This window comes from Bacillus sp. AFS023182 (assembly GCF_002560575.1).
In the GTDB taxonomy this organism is placed as follows: Bacteria; Bacillota; Bacilli; order Bacillales; family Bacillaceae_G; genus Bacillus_A; species Bacillus_A arachidis.
On sequence record NZ_NTRO01000028.1, the window covers coordinates 170793 to 185344 of the forward strand.

15 protein-coding genes and 2 pseudogenes are annotated in these 14552 nt (G+C 33.9%); 11 read left to right on the forward strand and 6 right to left on the reverse strand.

What is annotated here, in order from left to right; genetic code table 11:
* The first annotated feature begins 143 nt into the window (after positions 1–143).
* Positions 144–2022: pseudogene (locus CN288_RS15340) on the forward strand (FtsX-like permease family protein).
* A 321-nt stretch (positions 2023–2343) separates the two neighbouring features.
* Positions 2344–3294: a S8 family peptidase gene (locus CN288_RS15345; RefSeq protein ID WP_026592267.1), complete on the forward strand. Its 951-nt coding sequence runs from the start codon at positions 2344–2346 to the stop codon at positions 3292–3294.
* A gap of 335 nt (positions 3295–3629) precedes the next feature.
* Here the strand turns inward: CN288_RS15345 and CN288_RS15350 are convergent, their stop codons facing one another.
* Both CN288_RS15350 and CN288_RS15355 read right to left on the reverse strand, forming a co-directional pair.
* Entirely contained in the window at positions 3630–3854 is a 225-nt protein-coding gene (locus CN288_RS15350; RefSeq protein ID WP_026592266.1) for a hypothetical protein, read from the reverse strand.
* A gap of 85 nt (positions 3855–3939) precedes the next feature.
* A complete protein-coding gene (locus CN288_RS15355) occupies positions 3940–4287 on the reverse strand; it encodes a DUF4257 domain-containing protein (RefSeq protein ID WP_026592265.1) in 348 nt (115 codons plus the stop codon).
* Positions 4288–4655: 368 nt separating this feature from the next.
* Here CN288_RS15355 and CN288_RS15360 point away from each other — a divergent pair.
* The 4 genes and pseudogenes from CN288_RS15360 to CN288_RS15375 all read left to right on the forward strand — a co-directional run.
* A pseudogene (locus CN288_RS15360) lies at positions 4656–4856 on the forward strand (hypothetical protein); the annotation flags it as partial.
* Between the two features lie 138 nt (positions 4857–4994).
* Positions 4995–6044: a ribosome small subunit-dependent GTPase A gene (gene rsgA / locus CN288_RS15365; protein ID WP_026592263.1), complete on the forward strand. Its 1050-nt coding sequence runs from the start codon at positions 4995–4997 to the stop codon at positions 6042–6044.
* Positions 6045–6194: 150 nt separating this feature from the next.
* Positions 6195–6509, forward strand: coding sequence for a hypothetical protein (locus tag CN288_RS15370; RefSeq protein ID WP_026592262.1), 315 nt, complete (start codon positions 6195–6197; stop codon positions 6507–6509).
* Positions 6510–6691: 182 nt separating this feature from the next.
* Positions 6692–7060: a DUF3979 family protein gene (locus CN288_RS15375; protein WP_026592261.1), complete on the forward strand. Its 369-nt coding sequence runs from the start codon at positions 6692–6694 to the stop codon at positions 7058–7060.
* Positions 7061–7092: 32 nt separating this feature from the next.
* Here the strand turns inward: CN288_RS15375 and CN288_RS15380 are convergent, their stop codons facing one another.
* Complete coding sequence (locus CN288_RS15380; protein WP_026592260.1) at positions 7093–8133, reverse strand: YkvI family membrane protein; 1041 nt, start codon at positions 8131–8133, stop codon at positions 7093–7095.
* Positions 8134–8374: 241 nt separating this feature from the next.
* On the opposite strand from CN288_RS15380, the gene CN288_RS15385 reads away from it, so the two are divergent.
* The 3 genes from CN288_RS15385 (at position 8375) to CN288_RS15395 (ending at position 10623) form a co-directional block, all read left to right on the forward strand.
* On the forward strand, positions 8375–8818 hold the full coding sequence (locus tag CN288_RS15385; protein WP_026592259.1) for a Dps family protein: 444 nt from the start codon (positions 8375–8377) through the stop codon (positions 8816–8818).
* Positions 8819–8914: 96 nt separating this feature from the next.
* Complete coding sequence (locus tag CN288_RS15390; protein ID WP_026592258.1) at positions 8915–9370, forward strand: DUF3939 domain-containing protein; 456 nt, start codon at positions 8915–8917, stop codon at positions 9368–9370.
* A gap of 299 nt (positions 9371–9669) precedes the next feature.
* On the forward strand, positions 9670–10623 hold the full coding sequence (locus CN288_RS15395; protein ID WP_026592257.1) for an alpha/beta hydrolase: 954 nt from the start codon (positions 9670–9672) through the stop codon (positions 10621–10623).
* Between the two features lie 99 nt (positions 10624–10722).
* On the opposite strand, the gene CN288_RS15400 is transcribed toward CN288_RS15395, so the two are convergent.
* Positions 10723–10926: a DUF3896 family protein gene (locus CN288_RS15400; RefSeq protein WP_026592256.1), complete on the reverse strand. Its 204-nt coding sequence runs from the start codon at positions 10924–10926 to the stop codon at positions 10723–10725.
* A 185-nt stretch (positions 10927–11111) separates the two neighbouring features.
* Here CN288_RS15400 and CN288_RS15405 point away from each other — a divergent pair, with 185 nt between their 5' ends.
* Together CN288_RS15405 and CN288_RS15410 are read left to right on the forward strand one after the other, a co-directional pair.
* On the forward strand, positions 11112–12584 hold the full coding sequence (locus tag CN288_RS15405; protein WP_026592255.1) for a flavin monoamine oxidase family protein: 1473 nt from the start codon (positions 11112–11114) through the stop codon (positions 12582–12584).
* A gap of 142 nt (positions 12585–12726) precedes the next feature.
* Positions 12727–13311 (forward strand): GNAT family N-acetyltransferase, encoded by a 585-nt coding sequence (locus CN288_RS15410; RefSeq protein ID WP_090688659.1) that lies wholly within the window; start codon positions 12727–12729, stop codon positions 13309–13311.
* A 48-nt stretch (positions 13312–13359) separates the two neighbouring features.
* Here CN288_RS15410 and CN288_RS28815 read toward each other — a convergent pair whose 3' ends face one another.
* The gene (locus CN288_RS28815) at positions 13360–13506 is read right to left on the reverse strand and encodes a hypothetical protein (RefSeq protein WP_170833619.1); all 147 of its coding nucleotides are present in this window, start codon (positions 13504–13506) and stop codon (positions 13360–13362) included.
* A gap of 78 nt (positions 13507–13584) precedes the next feature.
* Positions 13585–14487 (reverse strand): aldo/keto reductase, encoded by a 903-nt coding sequence (locus CN288_RS15415; protein WP_026592253.1) that lies wholly within the window; start codon positions 14485–14487, stop codon positions 13585–13587.
* Positions 14488–14552: the final 65 nt, after the last annotated feature.

Sequence of the window (14552 nt, forward strand, 5' to 3'; positions counted from 1 at the left end):
TTATTATAATGAAACGGATTCGTTTAATCAATTTTTCTGTAACCTTTCAAAAGTGTAAGGTTTTTGTCATTTGAATCGATGGAAGATATTTCCGCGATTTATTATGATAGCGATATAGTTATTGAAAGGGCGGAGGATACAACATGAACATTAGAGAATTAGCGTTCCGTAATGTAACACGGAATCGACGAACATATTCAGCTTATTTTTTGAGTAGTGCATTTGCAATTATGGCTTTTTTTGTTTATTCGTTTTTTGCTTTTCATCCTTCATTAAGTGCAGGTCAGTTAGGTCAATATGTATTTGTAAGCATGTCTTTTGCACAATTTATTATTTATCTTTTTACGTTTTTCTTCATTCTATATTCAATGGGAATGTTTTTAAAAACAAGAAAGCGTGAATTAGGAATTTTAATGATGTTAGGGATGACGAATTTTCAATTAAGACGTCTTATCTTTTTTGAAAATGTAATGATTGGTATTGCTGCAATCATTACAGGAATTATTTGTGGGATGTTGTTTTCAGGTGTATTAATTTGGATTGCTCCACTTCTATTAAAATTGGATATATCGTTGCCATATTATGTTCCAACAACTGCAATTGGTATAACATGTGCTATGTTTTTCATTCTATTTATCATTATTTCATTCTTTAGTGCAGGGATGATTCAGAAAAACCAAATTATGAAACTGTTTAGAGGTTCAGCGAAAGCAAAGCCAGAACCAAAAGCTTCTATTATTTTTTCAATACTAGCTGTATTATTGCTTGGCGTGGGATATATAGGTGCGTTAACTTCGCATGGTGCCATGGTGTTCATTATGTTGATTCCAGTAACGACTGTTGTCATTATTGGCACATACTTACTATATAAGCAGTTCAGTGTATTTATTATTCGAGCATGCAAGAAGAGTAAACGGTTCTACTGGACAAGAACAAATATTATTACACTTTCAGATTTAGCGTATCGGATGAGAGATAATGCACGAATGTTCTTTATTGTAACAATAATTTCGACCGTTGCTTTCTCAGCAATTGGTACATTAGTGGGCTTTGCTTCTATGACAAAGGGGATTATGGAACAACCAATTACATTTCATTACCACTCTCAACAAGGGAATGGAAATGAATCACAGCACTTACAATTTATTGGACAAACATTGAAGAAGCATCATATATCCGCTGAAGAAATAGAGATTGTATCAAAGAAGACAGAAGATAAAGCATTAAGAGATGCGACCTTTGTGAGAGAATCTGATTATAAAAAGTATGCAAAGTTAACGGGGGAGCCAGTTGAGTTATGGAATGAAAATGAAGTACTATTTCTATCGATAGAAATCCCGGGTCCACCGAGAAAAGAGAGAACAACAATTGAATTACCGCATGATAAAAAAACGTTGCAGGTGAAAAAAGTTAACACCTCTTCTCTTGGTAAAGTGCTTACTGGAAATATATATAGTTTCAGAATCTCAATATGATTTACTACAAGATGGGTTTAAAGAAGTAAAAGATTACATGTATAAAACAAAGGAGACAAAAAATGAAATTGAAGTCGGAAAAGAACTCACAAACCAAATAAAATCTTATCAAGAACATTCAAGGTTTAGTGCTGCAGCATATGATCAAAACCAGGCTTTACAATTTGCTGGACCTATTTTGTTTGTAGGATTTTTTATTGGCATTGTATTCTTTGTTTGTGCAGGTAGTTTTCTATACTTCCGCCTATTCTCTGACTTAGAAGACGATTATCGTTTATTTGATTCCATTCGAAAAGTGGGGTTAACAAGCGGTGAGTTAGCAAAAGTAGTGACAATTCGATTGGCATTATTGTTCTTTGTTCCAATTGGAGTCGCGACATTCCATGGTGCGGTTGCGTTAACGGCGTTAGGGCAAATGTTTGAGTATTCGCTTTTAAAAGAAAATGCCATTGTATTAAGTATCTTTGTGGGGGTTCAAATCGTATACTTCATTGTGATACGATCCCGTTATTTAAAGCAATTGAAAGAAAGATTACGAATGAGCTAACTTATAGTAGCTAAAAAAAAAACCTCTTAACACATGGTGGTAAGAGATTTTTTTTATGTGAATAACCTTGTTTTTCACATATATTTGTCTTACGCTGGATTTGTTTGCAAGAAAGTAATATACATATATTGTAAAGTTATTAGTTGCTTTATTAACAGAAGATTTTACAAACGTCTTTTTCGTCAGCATATCTGATGAAAGAGATGTTTTTGTATTGAGAAAAATCTTGAAGCAGGAAAATAAGAGTGAGAAAACGAATGTTATCATTAAATGTAAGCGCGTTCAATTTAGGGGGATAATATATTTTTAGGAGGGATCACGATGAACAGTAGTACAGTAAGTAGGCAAAAGGGTATTCAATTAATTCCGTTTACGGTAAATAAAGTAGTGGAGCAAGTGAATGAAATTCCGCCAGGTGTACAACTGATTCATGCTCCTGAAGTTTGGGAAAAGAGTGCAAAAGGGAAAGATATTATAGTTGCGGTATTAGATACAGGTTGTGATATAAATCATGTTGATTTAAAAGATCGTATTATTGGTGGAAGAAATTTCACTGAGGATTATGAAGGTGATCCGAAAATTTATCTTGATAATAATGGTCACGGTACGCATGTTGCAGGAACAATTGCAGCAGCAGAAAATGGTGTTGGAGTCCTAGGAGTTGCGCCACTTGCCAAGTTATTAGTGCTAAAAGTATTATCAGGAGATGGCTCGGGAAGCTATCAACAAATTATTGAAGCGATTGATTATGCTGTACGTTGGAGAGGACCGAATCAAGAACGAGTACGGATTATTTCTATGTCACTTGGTGGACCACAAGATGTACCAGAGCTACATGAAGTCATTCAACATGCTGTAAAACAGGACGTACTTGTCGTATGTGCTGCAGGAAATAATGGAGATTGCAGTGATAAAACGGAAGAATTAGATTTTCCGGGTGCATATTCAGAAGTAATTGAGGTAGGGGCTGTTAATTTAGAAAGGAAACTCGCTTGCTTTAGTAATTCAAATCAAGAAATTGATTTAGTTGCACCAGGGGAGAAAATCCTCTCCACTTATCCAGAAGGAAAGTATGCGGTATTAAGTGGGACTTCAATGGCAACACCGCATATTGCAGGAGTATTAGCGCTTCTGATTAAGCAATGCGAAAGAGAATATGGAAGAAAGTTATCAGAGCCAGAAATTTACGCACAGCTTATTAAACGTACTGTACCATTAGGGTATGAGCGAACATCAGAAGGAAATGGATTAATAGATTTGTTAAAAGAATAATTGTTACTAAAAAACATCTCATTTGAATATGAGATGTTTTTTAGTATGGTTCTGTCCCATGTAAGAGTGTATCAAGTAATCCTTGGAATCTAGCGTTTAAATTTTTTGTTCGAATTGAAATCTTGTGTTTAGAAGAAGTGATCGGCATATAGAAAAAGAAGACAGTGAAAAGTAGAGCGTTATTTCATAATTGAATAACTATAAAATGATACTTCCATCAGTGGAAGATTCGCCATTGATGATGATTTGAATGAATCAAGTTTTGACTTTCTATTAGTATAAGATAAAATAATTATGTAAACAAAATGACGAAAAGCACTGTTTTAGTAATATTACTAAAACAGTGCTTTTCGTTTAGATTGAATAGTTGCAGCATTTTCATCTTCTATTCCTGCTTCTTCGATAATTCGTTTTTTTGCTTTATCCAATAGGTGATTGACTGCTTCACCAAAATAGTTAGCTTCGCGCTTTGTGCGGGCTGCTCGTAAACATTTATAGTTTTCTATCAGTTCCTCTTTTTCAGAGTCTGTTAAGAAATCTTCTATTTTTTGTTTTGTCATACGAAACACCCTTTCTTCTGACAGACGACGCAATTCAGAAATATTTATTCCCCATTATAACAGTAAATTTCAAATGAAGTATAGCTTAACGTCGCAATAATTTGTCAATTTCTTGGATTTTTTCATCAGCTTTACCAATCTGTGTGTTTTTTGCTTGTTCACCACCGAGAGCTTGATGAAGTAAAAATGTTTGCCCTGAAATGGCAGTGACAATGGACACTTTAATAATTTCTTTTAAAGTATTCACATCAAATAAGACGAGTCCCAGAAGTGCCGCAAGACTACCAGTTAAAATATCAGTGAAAAACCCGAGGTGAAAAAATGTTTTTAAACGGCGTGGAAGCAATAACTTGCCTTGGTTATTGATAAGATGGGAAACGAAACCAGTAACGCCACCAATGAGAACAGCAGTTAGCCATTGATACATCTCCATCAAATCCACTCCTTTTAGTGAATAAGATTCGTTTTTTGTATTTGTATTCCTTTTTAAATTTTATATCAGCATATTGAGAAAATTTGGTCTGGCTACGTGCTTGTTCATTTTTATTATAACAGAAAATTTAGATATATTTCAGTCTATTATATGATATCACTTTTCATTATTACGAGTTTAGAAAAGGGGGCAAGAAAATGAATATGAATACTCCCCCACTTAACTTCGTTTAAAGTAGGGGTACTCTTTCGGTAAAATCTGTTAGATTATCGAAAAAAGGATGTAGAGGGCTATATGAAAAATATTGGACAACTTGTTAATATGCTTGAGCATGCAAGAGCGGTCACATTGCAAGAAATAAAAGATTAAAAAAAGATGATGATTGGTTAATGTCAGAAGGACGATGGGAAAACGGCGTCGTATATAATCAGTACTATTTGTGGTTTCATGTACTAGAAGATGAAATCAGCCATCGTGGGCAAATAAGAACAATAAAAGAAATGTATCTGAAAAATCAGTTAAATAAAGTAGCTTTTCAAAATTCTATCACATATAATGAAATTAACTAAAGTAAGAACGGAGTGATGTGTTATGGCGATGATTATTGATATGAATGTTAAAGCGAATACAAAGGTGGACGGAAAGAGCGGTACTTTGTAAGAATCGCGTATTCCTTCCACTGAGTTCAAAATAGGGAGGATAAAAATTTGAATCAAAATCGTTTAGAATCATTTGGATGGGATTCTTTTTTTGAGGATCAATCTATAGAAAAATATGAAGTAGGTCGTATTTTACTTGAACATAAGCACATGTATCGTATTATTTGTGATGATGGTGAGTATATAGCTGAGTTATCCGGGAAATTTCGTCATGAAGCATTAGATAAAGGGGATTATCCAGCAGTTGGTGATTGGGTGCATATAAAGAAAATAGAAGAGGAAGGCAAGGCTATTATTCATCATGTTTTCCCAAGAAGAAGCTCCTTTTCTAGGCAAGCAGCTGGCGAGAGAACGGCTGAACAGATTGTGGCAGCAAATGTTGATTATCTTTTCTTAGTCAATGCGCTTAATCATGATTTTAACGTAAGAAGAATCGAACGTTATTTATTATTAGCTTATGAAAGTGGATCAATGCCTATTATTGTTTTGACGAAAAGTGACCTATGTGAAGAAATGGAGCAAAAGATATTGGAAACAGAAGCGGTAGCCATGGGTGTTCCGATCTTTGCGGTTGATAGTTTGCAGCAAACAGGAATTGAATCATTGAAACAATTTGTTGCTTCTGGCAAAACGATTGCCCTTGTCGGTTCATCTGGTGCGGGTAAATCTACTTTGTTAAATGCATTAATGGGAAGTGAAGTTGCAAAAACAGGTGGTATTCGAGAAGAGGATAGTAAGGGAAGACATACTACGACTCATCGTGAGTTGTTCCAATTACCAAGCGGTGGCCTAGTGATTGACACACCAGGAATGCGAGAGCTTCAACTATGGGAGGGAAGCGAAGCAATTCATGCAGCGTTTTCTGATATTGAGAAACTTGCGGAAGGATGTCGTTTCCGTGATTGTGAGCATGAAAATGAACCTGGGTGTGCCGTTCGCAAGGCTATTGATGAAGGTGTTTTAGCAGAAAACCGTTTGCGAAATTATAAAAAATTGCAAAGAGAGATTGCATACGCGATGAGAAAACAAGATCCAGTGCTCGCTCGTGCTGAACGAGGGAAGTGGAGAAAAATAACAAAGCAGAATCGGAAAAAGTAGAATAAATTAAAAAACCAAAAGCAAATAGAGTGCTTTTGGTTTTTTGTCATTTATTCTATAAAAAACAGAAAATTATAGTCGGAAAATAAAGGATTTTGTTATATACGTGTATAATTATTGTAAAATAGACTATTTATAAAGGAGAAGAGTATGGGAGTGTACTGGGGAACTAAAAGACATTCTTGGCTTAGCTATGCCTCATTTTGGTTAAGTATTTCATTTTTTCTTATCTTTTTAATTGAGGTGTTTGTATTTAAAACACTTTTAAATAGTTCGAGTGGTGTCGTACAAATTATTAAATATTTTTATTTCATATTTGTACCACTAAATATCTTTATTAGTTTAAGACTATTGTTTAAAAAGAATGAAAAGAAAACATTACCGATTTTTAGTTTTATTGTCTCGTTATTATTCGCAAGTTTTATAGCAGTATTAGCTTTAGCTGCTACAGGAAAAGTATTTTGATGAAAAACAGGAATGATAAAAGTCATTCCTGTTTTTTTTCATAATTTATATAAAAGTGATAAAGTAGAACAGGCAGATGAATACAGCAAGTCAATTGATATATGGTACAATAAAATTGATAGTGATAGAGAAAAAGGGTATATAAAATACTCATTGTTTTTTAGTAAGAGAGGGGTTATCTTATGCTATACGGGGATTTGATGTCATTATTTCAAGTTGCTCCAATGGAAGATAAGAAAAATGGCTGGAAATATATAATCCAAGAAGAAGATGGTCAATATTCAATTGTTAATAGTGTATCAACGGAACATATGAGTGTAGAATTGTTTTTTAATGAATATGACGAGTTGCGAATTACTTTATATAAAGAGGGTCGGCAGATTACAACTATACAACGAATAGCAATCTTAAAAACCGAGTTAGAAGAGGATGAAGAAGCGGTTCAATTTGTTTTAGAGCGTATGCCAAGCAGAATGATTCGGTTACAATTAAAACCATTTCTCGCAGTAGAAATGGGGCTATATTGGGAAGTCTGTGAAGATTGTGAGTAAAAAAGCATCCGTACATAGCGGATGCTTTTTTACTATGTTTTTTCTAACTGTTTATATGCGATAATTGGCAGAAGAATGATGCTAACCCATCCGATGATAGGATATAAGATATGAAGAAGTTCACTGTAACCAATATAGCTAAAACAATAACTAATAAGTAAAATAAAATAAATAATATGGTTGCTCTTCCAGCCAGTAATAGACTGCATTTGTTTTGTCATCCCAAATACGTTTCCAACTAATGTTGTAAATACTTCCCCAAAAATAATAAGGACAAAGAAAAAATGGAAAGTAGCATTAAATCTTCTTACTACTTCAGCCATAGGAATATTATATTGGTAAAATTGATCAATAGATAAAATAGCTAGATGACTACATAATAGAATAAAACACAGCCCAGCTCCTCCTAAAATTCCGCCCCATAGAATCGCTTTTTGATCTTTTACTTCGCTTGCTAGCGGTACCAGAACACTTTGGGCGAGAGAAAGATTTAAGGCGACATATGTAAGGGGACTTGTTACCCATTTCATATTCCAACTCTCTGTCGGAACTGTGTTAAGGATAGGGATCGCACCATGAATAAAAGTTGTAATAGCAAGTCCGATAATAAAAATCATCATAATTGGTACGACAAGTGTATTTACTTCAAATACACCTTGTAAGCCGCGGCTTCCAATGATAATACACGCGATAACTGTAATGAGAATACCGAGTTGTCGTGGTAGACGTAGTTGTTCCTCGAATACAGCACCAGCACCTGATAGCATGACACTTGTTACACCAAAAAGTACGAGTAATAACAAAGTGTTTATCACATTTCCAAATACATCACCAAACAAATATCTGTTAAATTCCTGAGCGGAAAATGCACCGATTTGTGAAGAAAGTAACATCATTTTTGTACCCAGCCAAATGAAAAGAATTCCACTTATGCATATTCCAATTGTTCCGTATAATCCGTTAATCGTAAAAAATTCAACAATTTCTCGTCCGGTTGCAAATCCAGCCCCAACGACAGTCCCAATATAAGTAGCAGCAACTTTTTTAGCTACTTTCCACTGCTGATTATCCATGTAATCCCTCTTTCTACTATGATGAACGTGACCTATTATTATGCATATGTGTGAGCTTGGACAATTAGACATATGAAGTGAAAGAAAGGGTACATAGATTTTTCAACATTAGTAAATGATTAAAGTTGTTGCAACTTTGTGACATATAGGTGGATGATTTGGATGAGTAGGGAATTTATGGTACAATAAGAATGTGTTCTTAAAAGAGAATAATTATAAGATAATAAGAGGAGTGGATTGAATGAGTACAAAAACAAATGTTGTTGAAGTATTAAACAAACAGGTAGCAAACTGGAGTGTGTTATATGTAAAACTTCATAACTATCACTGGTATGTAACAGGCCCACACTTCTTTACATTACATGAAAAATTTGAAGAGTTTTATACAGAAGCAGCAACGTATATTGATGAATTAGCAGAGCGTATTTTAGCGTTAGAAGGAAAACCATTAGCAACAATGAAAGAGTATTTAGAAACATCTACTGTACATGAAGGAACGAGTAAAGAATCGGCTGAAGAAATGGTACAAATATTAGTAAAGGATTTCTCAGCAATCATTCAAGAATTAAAAGAGGGTATGGAAGTAGCGGACGAGGCTGGAGACGAAACATCAGCAGATATGCTATTAGCGATTCATACAACATTAGAACAACATGTTTGGATGTTAAGTGCATTCTTAAAATAAGATATTGAAAACCTATTGAAAATTCTTTCGATGGGTTTTTTTATGATTTTTAAGCTTTCTTTTTATGGTATAATATAGTAAAAAGGAGGCGATACAATGTTTCGCTTTTTCAAAAGTGGAAAAGAGGAGAGGCAAATTACGAAAGATGAATTAGAACAAGCAATGGCTAAATTTCTAGAAAAAAATGCCAATATTGTTTATACAGTATTAGTTAATGAAGATTATACAGTGAATTATGACTTATTAAAACCATATCTACCAGCATTTCCTACAAATACGTTCATTATAACGAAGGAAACACTTGAGGTATTTGAACATACAGAAGAAAATTTAGAACTTGTAAAAGAAATTGATATTGTACAAAAAGCGGTAGACCAATATGTTACCGAAAAAGAAATGTTTCCTATTGTAGAAAACGATGAGGATCGCCTTATATGTGGAATGAAACTAGCACCGTATTTAGATCGTATATTAAAGCGAAAATTATATATTTCAGAGAAACATTATTTAGTCTCAAGTAAACCAGATAAAAGTAAAAAAAATATTGTTTAACAAAAAAACAACAATGATATATTGTTGTTTTTTTGTTAAAAGAAATGTGAAACTATAGTATATTTTGTTTTATAAATTGACTTTTCTGTCAATTTTGTATTTAATTATATAAGAGATAGAAAGGAGTGATGTATTATGAAAAATTGTAAGTTATTTTGTAAACGTTATCCTAAGAGTGGGAGTAGTTACTGTTAATCTAATATTTAAAATTTGACAGTATGTATTACCGGAACCTTAGGGTGACTGAAAGCATGTTAAAGAAATATATATTCCTAAAAGGTTACGGGAGGTAAGTGTAGATGAATAAGGTTACTTACATTGGTTTACTAAATGAGACGTTAGAATGTTACGCGAAAGATGGTAGTTTAGAAGCATATTATTATATTACTAAAAATGCAGACAAGGTAACTGGTGGTAATAAGGCGCAAATATTTAATTTTAGATATGCATTGGCAAGTGCATCTGGGCTTGAGAAAGAAGCTTTACATATAATGAAAGAAGCGATTGTCGAAAATGAGTTTTGGTATGGATATGAATATTTGATTACGGACGAAGATTTAAAACCGCTTCATAAATATGAAGAATTTAATCAGATGATTCAGTTATGTAAAGAAAGAGAAGAAGCAGCAAAGAAATCTGAACAAGTTCATTTGAAAACGCTACAAGGGAAGAGCGGTATTCATAACAATTTATTAATTGCAGTGCATGGTAATCAAGAAAATATAAAAATAGCAGAACCGTATTGGAAACCGGTTGTGAATCAAGGTTATTTGTTAGCATTACCGCAGTCCTCTCAAATTCAATTTTCAGAAGGTTATGTTTGGGATCATGTCGAAAAGGGATCCCGTGAGTTAAAGGAGCATTATGAAAGTATTATAGCGAACAATCGTGGTGAGCTAAATCATACAATTATCGGAGGCTTTTCTGCTGGTGCAAGGGTGGCGCTACATGCAATATTAAACGAAGATATAGCGGTACAAGGTTTTGTTTTTGTAGCACCGTGGGTTCCTGAGATTGAAGAATGGGAAGACTTGTTGAATAAATTGAAAGATAAAGGTATTAAGGGATATATTATTTGTGGGGATCAGGATGAAGATTGCTTTGAATGTACACAGAGGTTTGTGAAGCTATTGGAAACGAAAAACATACAATATAAGTATAAAGTTATATCTAACGTAAACCATGATTACCCTGAACAATTTGAAGACGTATTGAAAGAAGCTGTTGAATATATTACGAAAACAGAAGTATAAAAAAGAGATGCATCACTCTATGTGATGCATCTCTTTTTTATGCTTCTGCTAGCAACCGATATGACTTTAATTTATCCTCAAATAAACAAGCGAATGTTTTTACATCCGCTTGTTATGAGAAATGCCACGTTCATAATGATTCATCTCCACTAAAGTTAAAATATATTCGTAGTTATCGATCTCCATCTTAATTTGATTTCGATCTTCTTCAGTTAAATTTACATTTAATAATTTTTTGCATAATAGTTGTTTTTTTAATTCTAAATGTTTTTTTGTTTCAAGATAGTCGTAAGTGCGTTTCATTGTTATCAATCCTTTCCTTACATTTCCTATCTGCATCTTTATTATATGATAAGGAATGGCGAATGAGAGTAAATCTCTGTGAATTATTAATGAATATTCTGAAATATATTGTGTTGTTCTACTATACTTATGAATACAATTCAAAGAATCACTGTTTTGTATTTTTTAAAGCAAGGGGTGGAATGATGCAAGTGCATACACAATCCCGTGTTACAACTGATGAAATGTTGAAAATTATTGATAAAGGATTACCGAAAACAGTAGAGCCAAAACAAATCATTATAGTTGGTGCTGGAATGGCTGGTTTAGTATCAGCATCGTTACTTAAAAACGCAGGGCATTCTGTGAAAATTTTAGAAGCGAATAACCGTATAGGAGGCCGAATTGAGACTGTTAGAATGGAGGACACTGGATTATATTTAGATGTTGGAGCGATGCGTATACCATATATACATACACTAACGATGGCGTATATAAGAAAGTTCGGGTTGCAAGTAACTCCTTTTATTAATCGAAATGAGACAGATATTATTTATGTGAATGGTAAAAAAACGACGTTGCAGCAATATGAAAATAATCCTAGTATTTTAAAGTATCCAGTTGCAGTGAATGAGGTGGGAAAGACCTCTGAGGAGTTATTATTATTAGCAGTACAGCCAATTATTGATTTTATTAAAAGAGACCCAGATAAAAACTGGAAGATTGTTGAACAAGACTTCGGAAAGTATTCAACAGCACAGTTTTTAAAATATCATCCGTATCAATATAAAACGTATTTTTCACCAGTAACGATTGAGATGATTGGTGTACTTTTGGACTTAGAAGGTTTTTTAGAAAAATCATTTGTTGAAACGTTACGATTTATATATATTTTGCAGCAAGAAAGTGGTTTTTGTGAAATTAAAGGGGGCAATGATCAGCTTCCAAAATCTTTTTTACCGCAGTTACAAGATGATATTATATACAATCAAAAATTGATGAAACTTCATCAACATCAAAAAGGAATAACAGCTTATTGTAGACATGAAGAAACGTTTGAATATAGTAGTATAACCGGTGATTTAGTTATTATTACAATTCCGTTTTCTACAATGCGCTTTGTGGAAATTGATCCTTTCGATTCTGTATCACATGAAAAGTGGAGAGCGATTCGTGAATTACATTATATGGCTGCTACGAAAATAGGAATTCAGTTTAAAAGTCGCTTTTGGGAAGAACAGGGTCAATTAGGGGGAAGGATTATAACGGATTTACCAATCCGTTATGCATATTATCCGAGTCATGGGATTGGTTCAAAAGGACCCGCTATTATGCTTGGAAGTTATACATGGTCTTTTGATGCATTATTATGGGATGGATTATCGAAAGGTGATCGCATCTATTATACATTACAAAATTTAGCGACTATATTAGGTGGTCAAGTGTATGATGAATTTATGTCAGGAATATCCAAAAGTTGGACGTTAGATCCGTATGCATTAGGAGGGTTTGCTATTTTTCAAGCTGGTCAAGAAGTAGAATTGCAACCAGCAATTGTAAAACCTGAAGGAAAAATTTATTTTGCAGGAGATCATACAACGCTTTATCATGGATGGATACAAGGAGCGATTGAGTCTGGAATACGTACAGCGGTAGAGGTGAATCAGTTGATTGTATGAGTTTAATAGTAGAGAAAGTGTGCATATAAATTGAGTGAGCGTGTTGTTTAAGTTTTAAAATAAGTAAAATTCAGAAAAGTATTTACTATATAGTTTAAATTTAATATTATTATATATAAAAGAAAGATGAGGAGTGTTTGGAATGAATCCATTATTACTTGATTTTCCTTCTGAATTTTACACAGACAGGCTTTTTATTCGAATGCCGAAACCAGGGGATGGAAAAGCAGTATATGAAGCTATCAATGCATCGGTAGAAGAACTAAAGCCGTGGATGGTTTTCGCTCAAAAGGAGCAAACAGAAGAAGAAATCGAAGCGAGTATAAGAAGGTCGCATATTCAATTTTTACAGCGTGAAGATTTGAGATTACTAGTATTTTTAAAAGAAACAGGCGAATTTGTAGCATCTGCTGGATTGCATCGTATCGATTGGGAAATACCAAGATTTGAAATTGGATATTGGATAGATTCTCGCTTCGGTGGAAAAGGCTATATGACAGAAGCGGCGCAAGGTATTATGAATTATGCTTTTACTGAGTTAAAGGCAAATCGGATAGAGATTCGCTGTGATTCACGAAATGTAAAAAGTAGAGCGATACCAGAGAGGTTGGGTTTCAACTTAGAAGGGGTTTTAGAAAGCAGTAGTGTAGCAGTAGATGGTAATGGATTAAGGGATACATGTGTGTTTGCGATGACAAGAAATAGGTATGAGAAAGCAGAGCAATAATGTAGTAGCTTTGCTTTTTGAATTGTATTATTATTTAAGTTTCAGTCATTATAAGAATTGTTTAATGATTTTTACCCAGCCTAAATAGGAAACTCCTAAAATAATAGCCCATAAGAATGCAAGTCTTGCACTTCTTGGAATAGATAACCAAATTTTGAGTAATTTCCAGGAGTAACCTTTATTCGAGTTATTCATAAATCCAACTCCTTTTTATGGTAATTATAACATAAAAAGGAGTTGGGTATTCAATACCTACTATAATGTGTTAGCACATTAAGGTACGGGGTGTCCATTCGAACTTTCAAAGATTGTAAACCATTGCTGACGATCTAATGTAAGTTTTGTAGCTTCGATTGCCGTCTTCACGCGCTCTAATTTACCAGAACCAACGATTGGCATCATGTTTGCTGGGTGAGCAAGTAGCCATGCATACATGATAATATCAATGCTATCAACATTTAATTCATTTGCAATCTTTTGTAAAGTTTCTCGTAAGCGTATAGCACGTTCATTTTGTCCTGTAAAGATTTCTCCACCAGCAAGAGGAGACCAAATCATGGGATTAATTCTTTTCTCTTGGCATAAGTCAATTGTACCTTTTTCAAAATGTTGAAGCTGCATCGCAGATACTTCAATTTGGTTTGTAATGAGCGGGAAATCTAAATATGAGCTAAGCATATTAAACTGAGACGGTAAAAAGTTAGATACGCCAAAATGACGTACTTTTCCATCTTGCTGTAAACGTGTGAAAGCTACTGCCACTTCACTTGGATCCATAAATGGGTCAGGTCGATGAATGAGTAGCAAATCAATATAATCGGTATGTAAGTTTTGTAGCGACTGTTCTACACTTTTCACGATATGTTCAGCACTAGTATTATAGTGAGCAACATATCGTTCTGGGAATTTTGGTGATAAGGGAGCGATTCCACATTTTGTGACAATTTGCATACTTTCACGTAAAGAAGTCTTTAATTGTAATGATTCCCCAAATAACGATTCGCACGTATATCCCCCGTAAATATCAGCGTGATCAAAAGTTGTAATTCCCATATCCATACAATTTTCGATGAAAGAAAGTAATTCTTGTTTTGACATATTCCATTCTGCTAAACGCCAAAATCCTTGAATGATACGAGAAAATTCAAGGTTATTAGCCATCTGAATTCGTTTCATTTTGAGTAGACCTCCTTGATGAATAATGATATTTTTGAAAAGGCTTTCTTGTTTGGTAATATTAT

Coding starts and splice junctions, on each gene's coding strand:
- CN288_RS15400 (WP_026592256.1), bottom strand. CDS start 10,926: ATGAAACGCACTTACGACTATCTTGAAACAAAAAAACATTTAGAATTA.
- CN288_RS15385 (WP_026592259.1), top strand. CDS start 8,375: ATGAGTACAAAAACAAATGTTGTTGAAGTATTAAACAAACAGGTAGCA.
- CN288_RS15355 (WP_026592265.1), bottom strand. CDS start 4,287: ATGGAGATGTATCAATGGCTAACTGCTGTTCTCATTGGTGGCGTTACT.
- CN288_RS15350 (WP_026592266.1), bottom strand. CDS start 3,854: ATGACAAAACAAAAAATAGAAGATTTCTTAACAGACTCTGAAAAAGAG.
- CN288_RS15395 (WP_026592257.1), top strand. CDS start 9,670: ATGAATAAGGTTACTTACATTGGTTTACTAAATGAGACGTTAGAATGT.
- CN288_RS15375 (WP_026592261.1), top strand. CDS start 6,692: ATGCTATACGGGGATTTGATGTCATTATTTCAAGTTGCTCCAATGGAA.
- CN288_RS15415 (WP_026592253.1), bottom strand. CDS start 14,487: ATGAAACGAATTCAGATGGCTAATAACCTTGAATTTTCTCGTATCATT.
- CN288_RS15390 (WP_026592258.1), top strand. CDS start 8,915: ATGTTTCGCTTTTTCAAAAGTGGAAAAGAGGAGAGGCAAATTACGAAA.
- CN288_RS15405 (WP_026592255.1), top strand. CDS start 11,112: ATGCAAGTGCATACACAATCCCGTGTTACAACTGATGAAATGTTGAAA.
- CN288_RS15380 (WP_026592260.1), bottom strand. CDS start 8,133: ATGGATAATCAGCAGTGGAAAGTAGCTAAAAAAGTTGCTGCTACTTAT.
- CN288_RS15345 (WP_026592267.1), top strand. CDS start 2,344: ATGAACAGTAGTACAGTAAGTAGGCAAAAGGGTATTCAATTAATTCCG.
- CN288_RS15370 (WP_026592262.1), top strand. CDS start 6,195: ATGGGAGTGTACTGGGGAACTAAAAGACATTCTTGGCTTAGCTATGCC.
- CN288_RS15410 (WP_090688659.1), top strand. CDS start 12,727: ATGAATCCATTATTACTTGATTTTCCTTCTGAATTTTACACAGACAGG.
- CN288_RS28815 (WP_170833619.1), bottom strand. CDS start 13,506: ATGAATAACTCGAATAAAGGTTACTCCTGGAAATTACTCAAAATTTGG.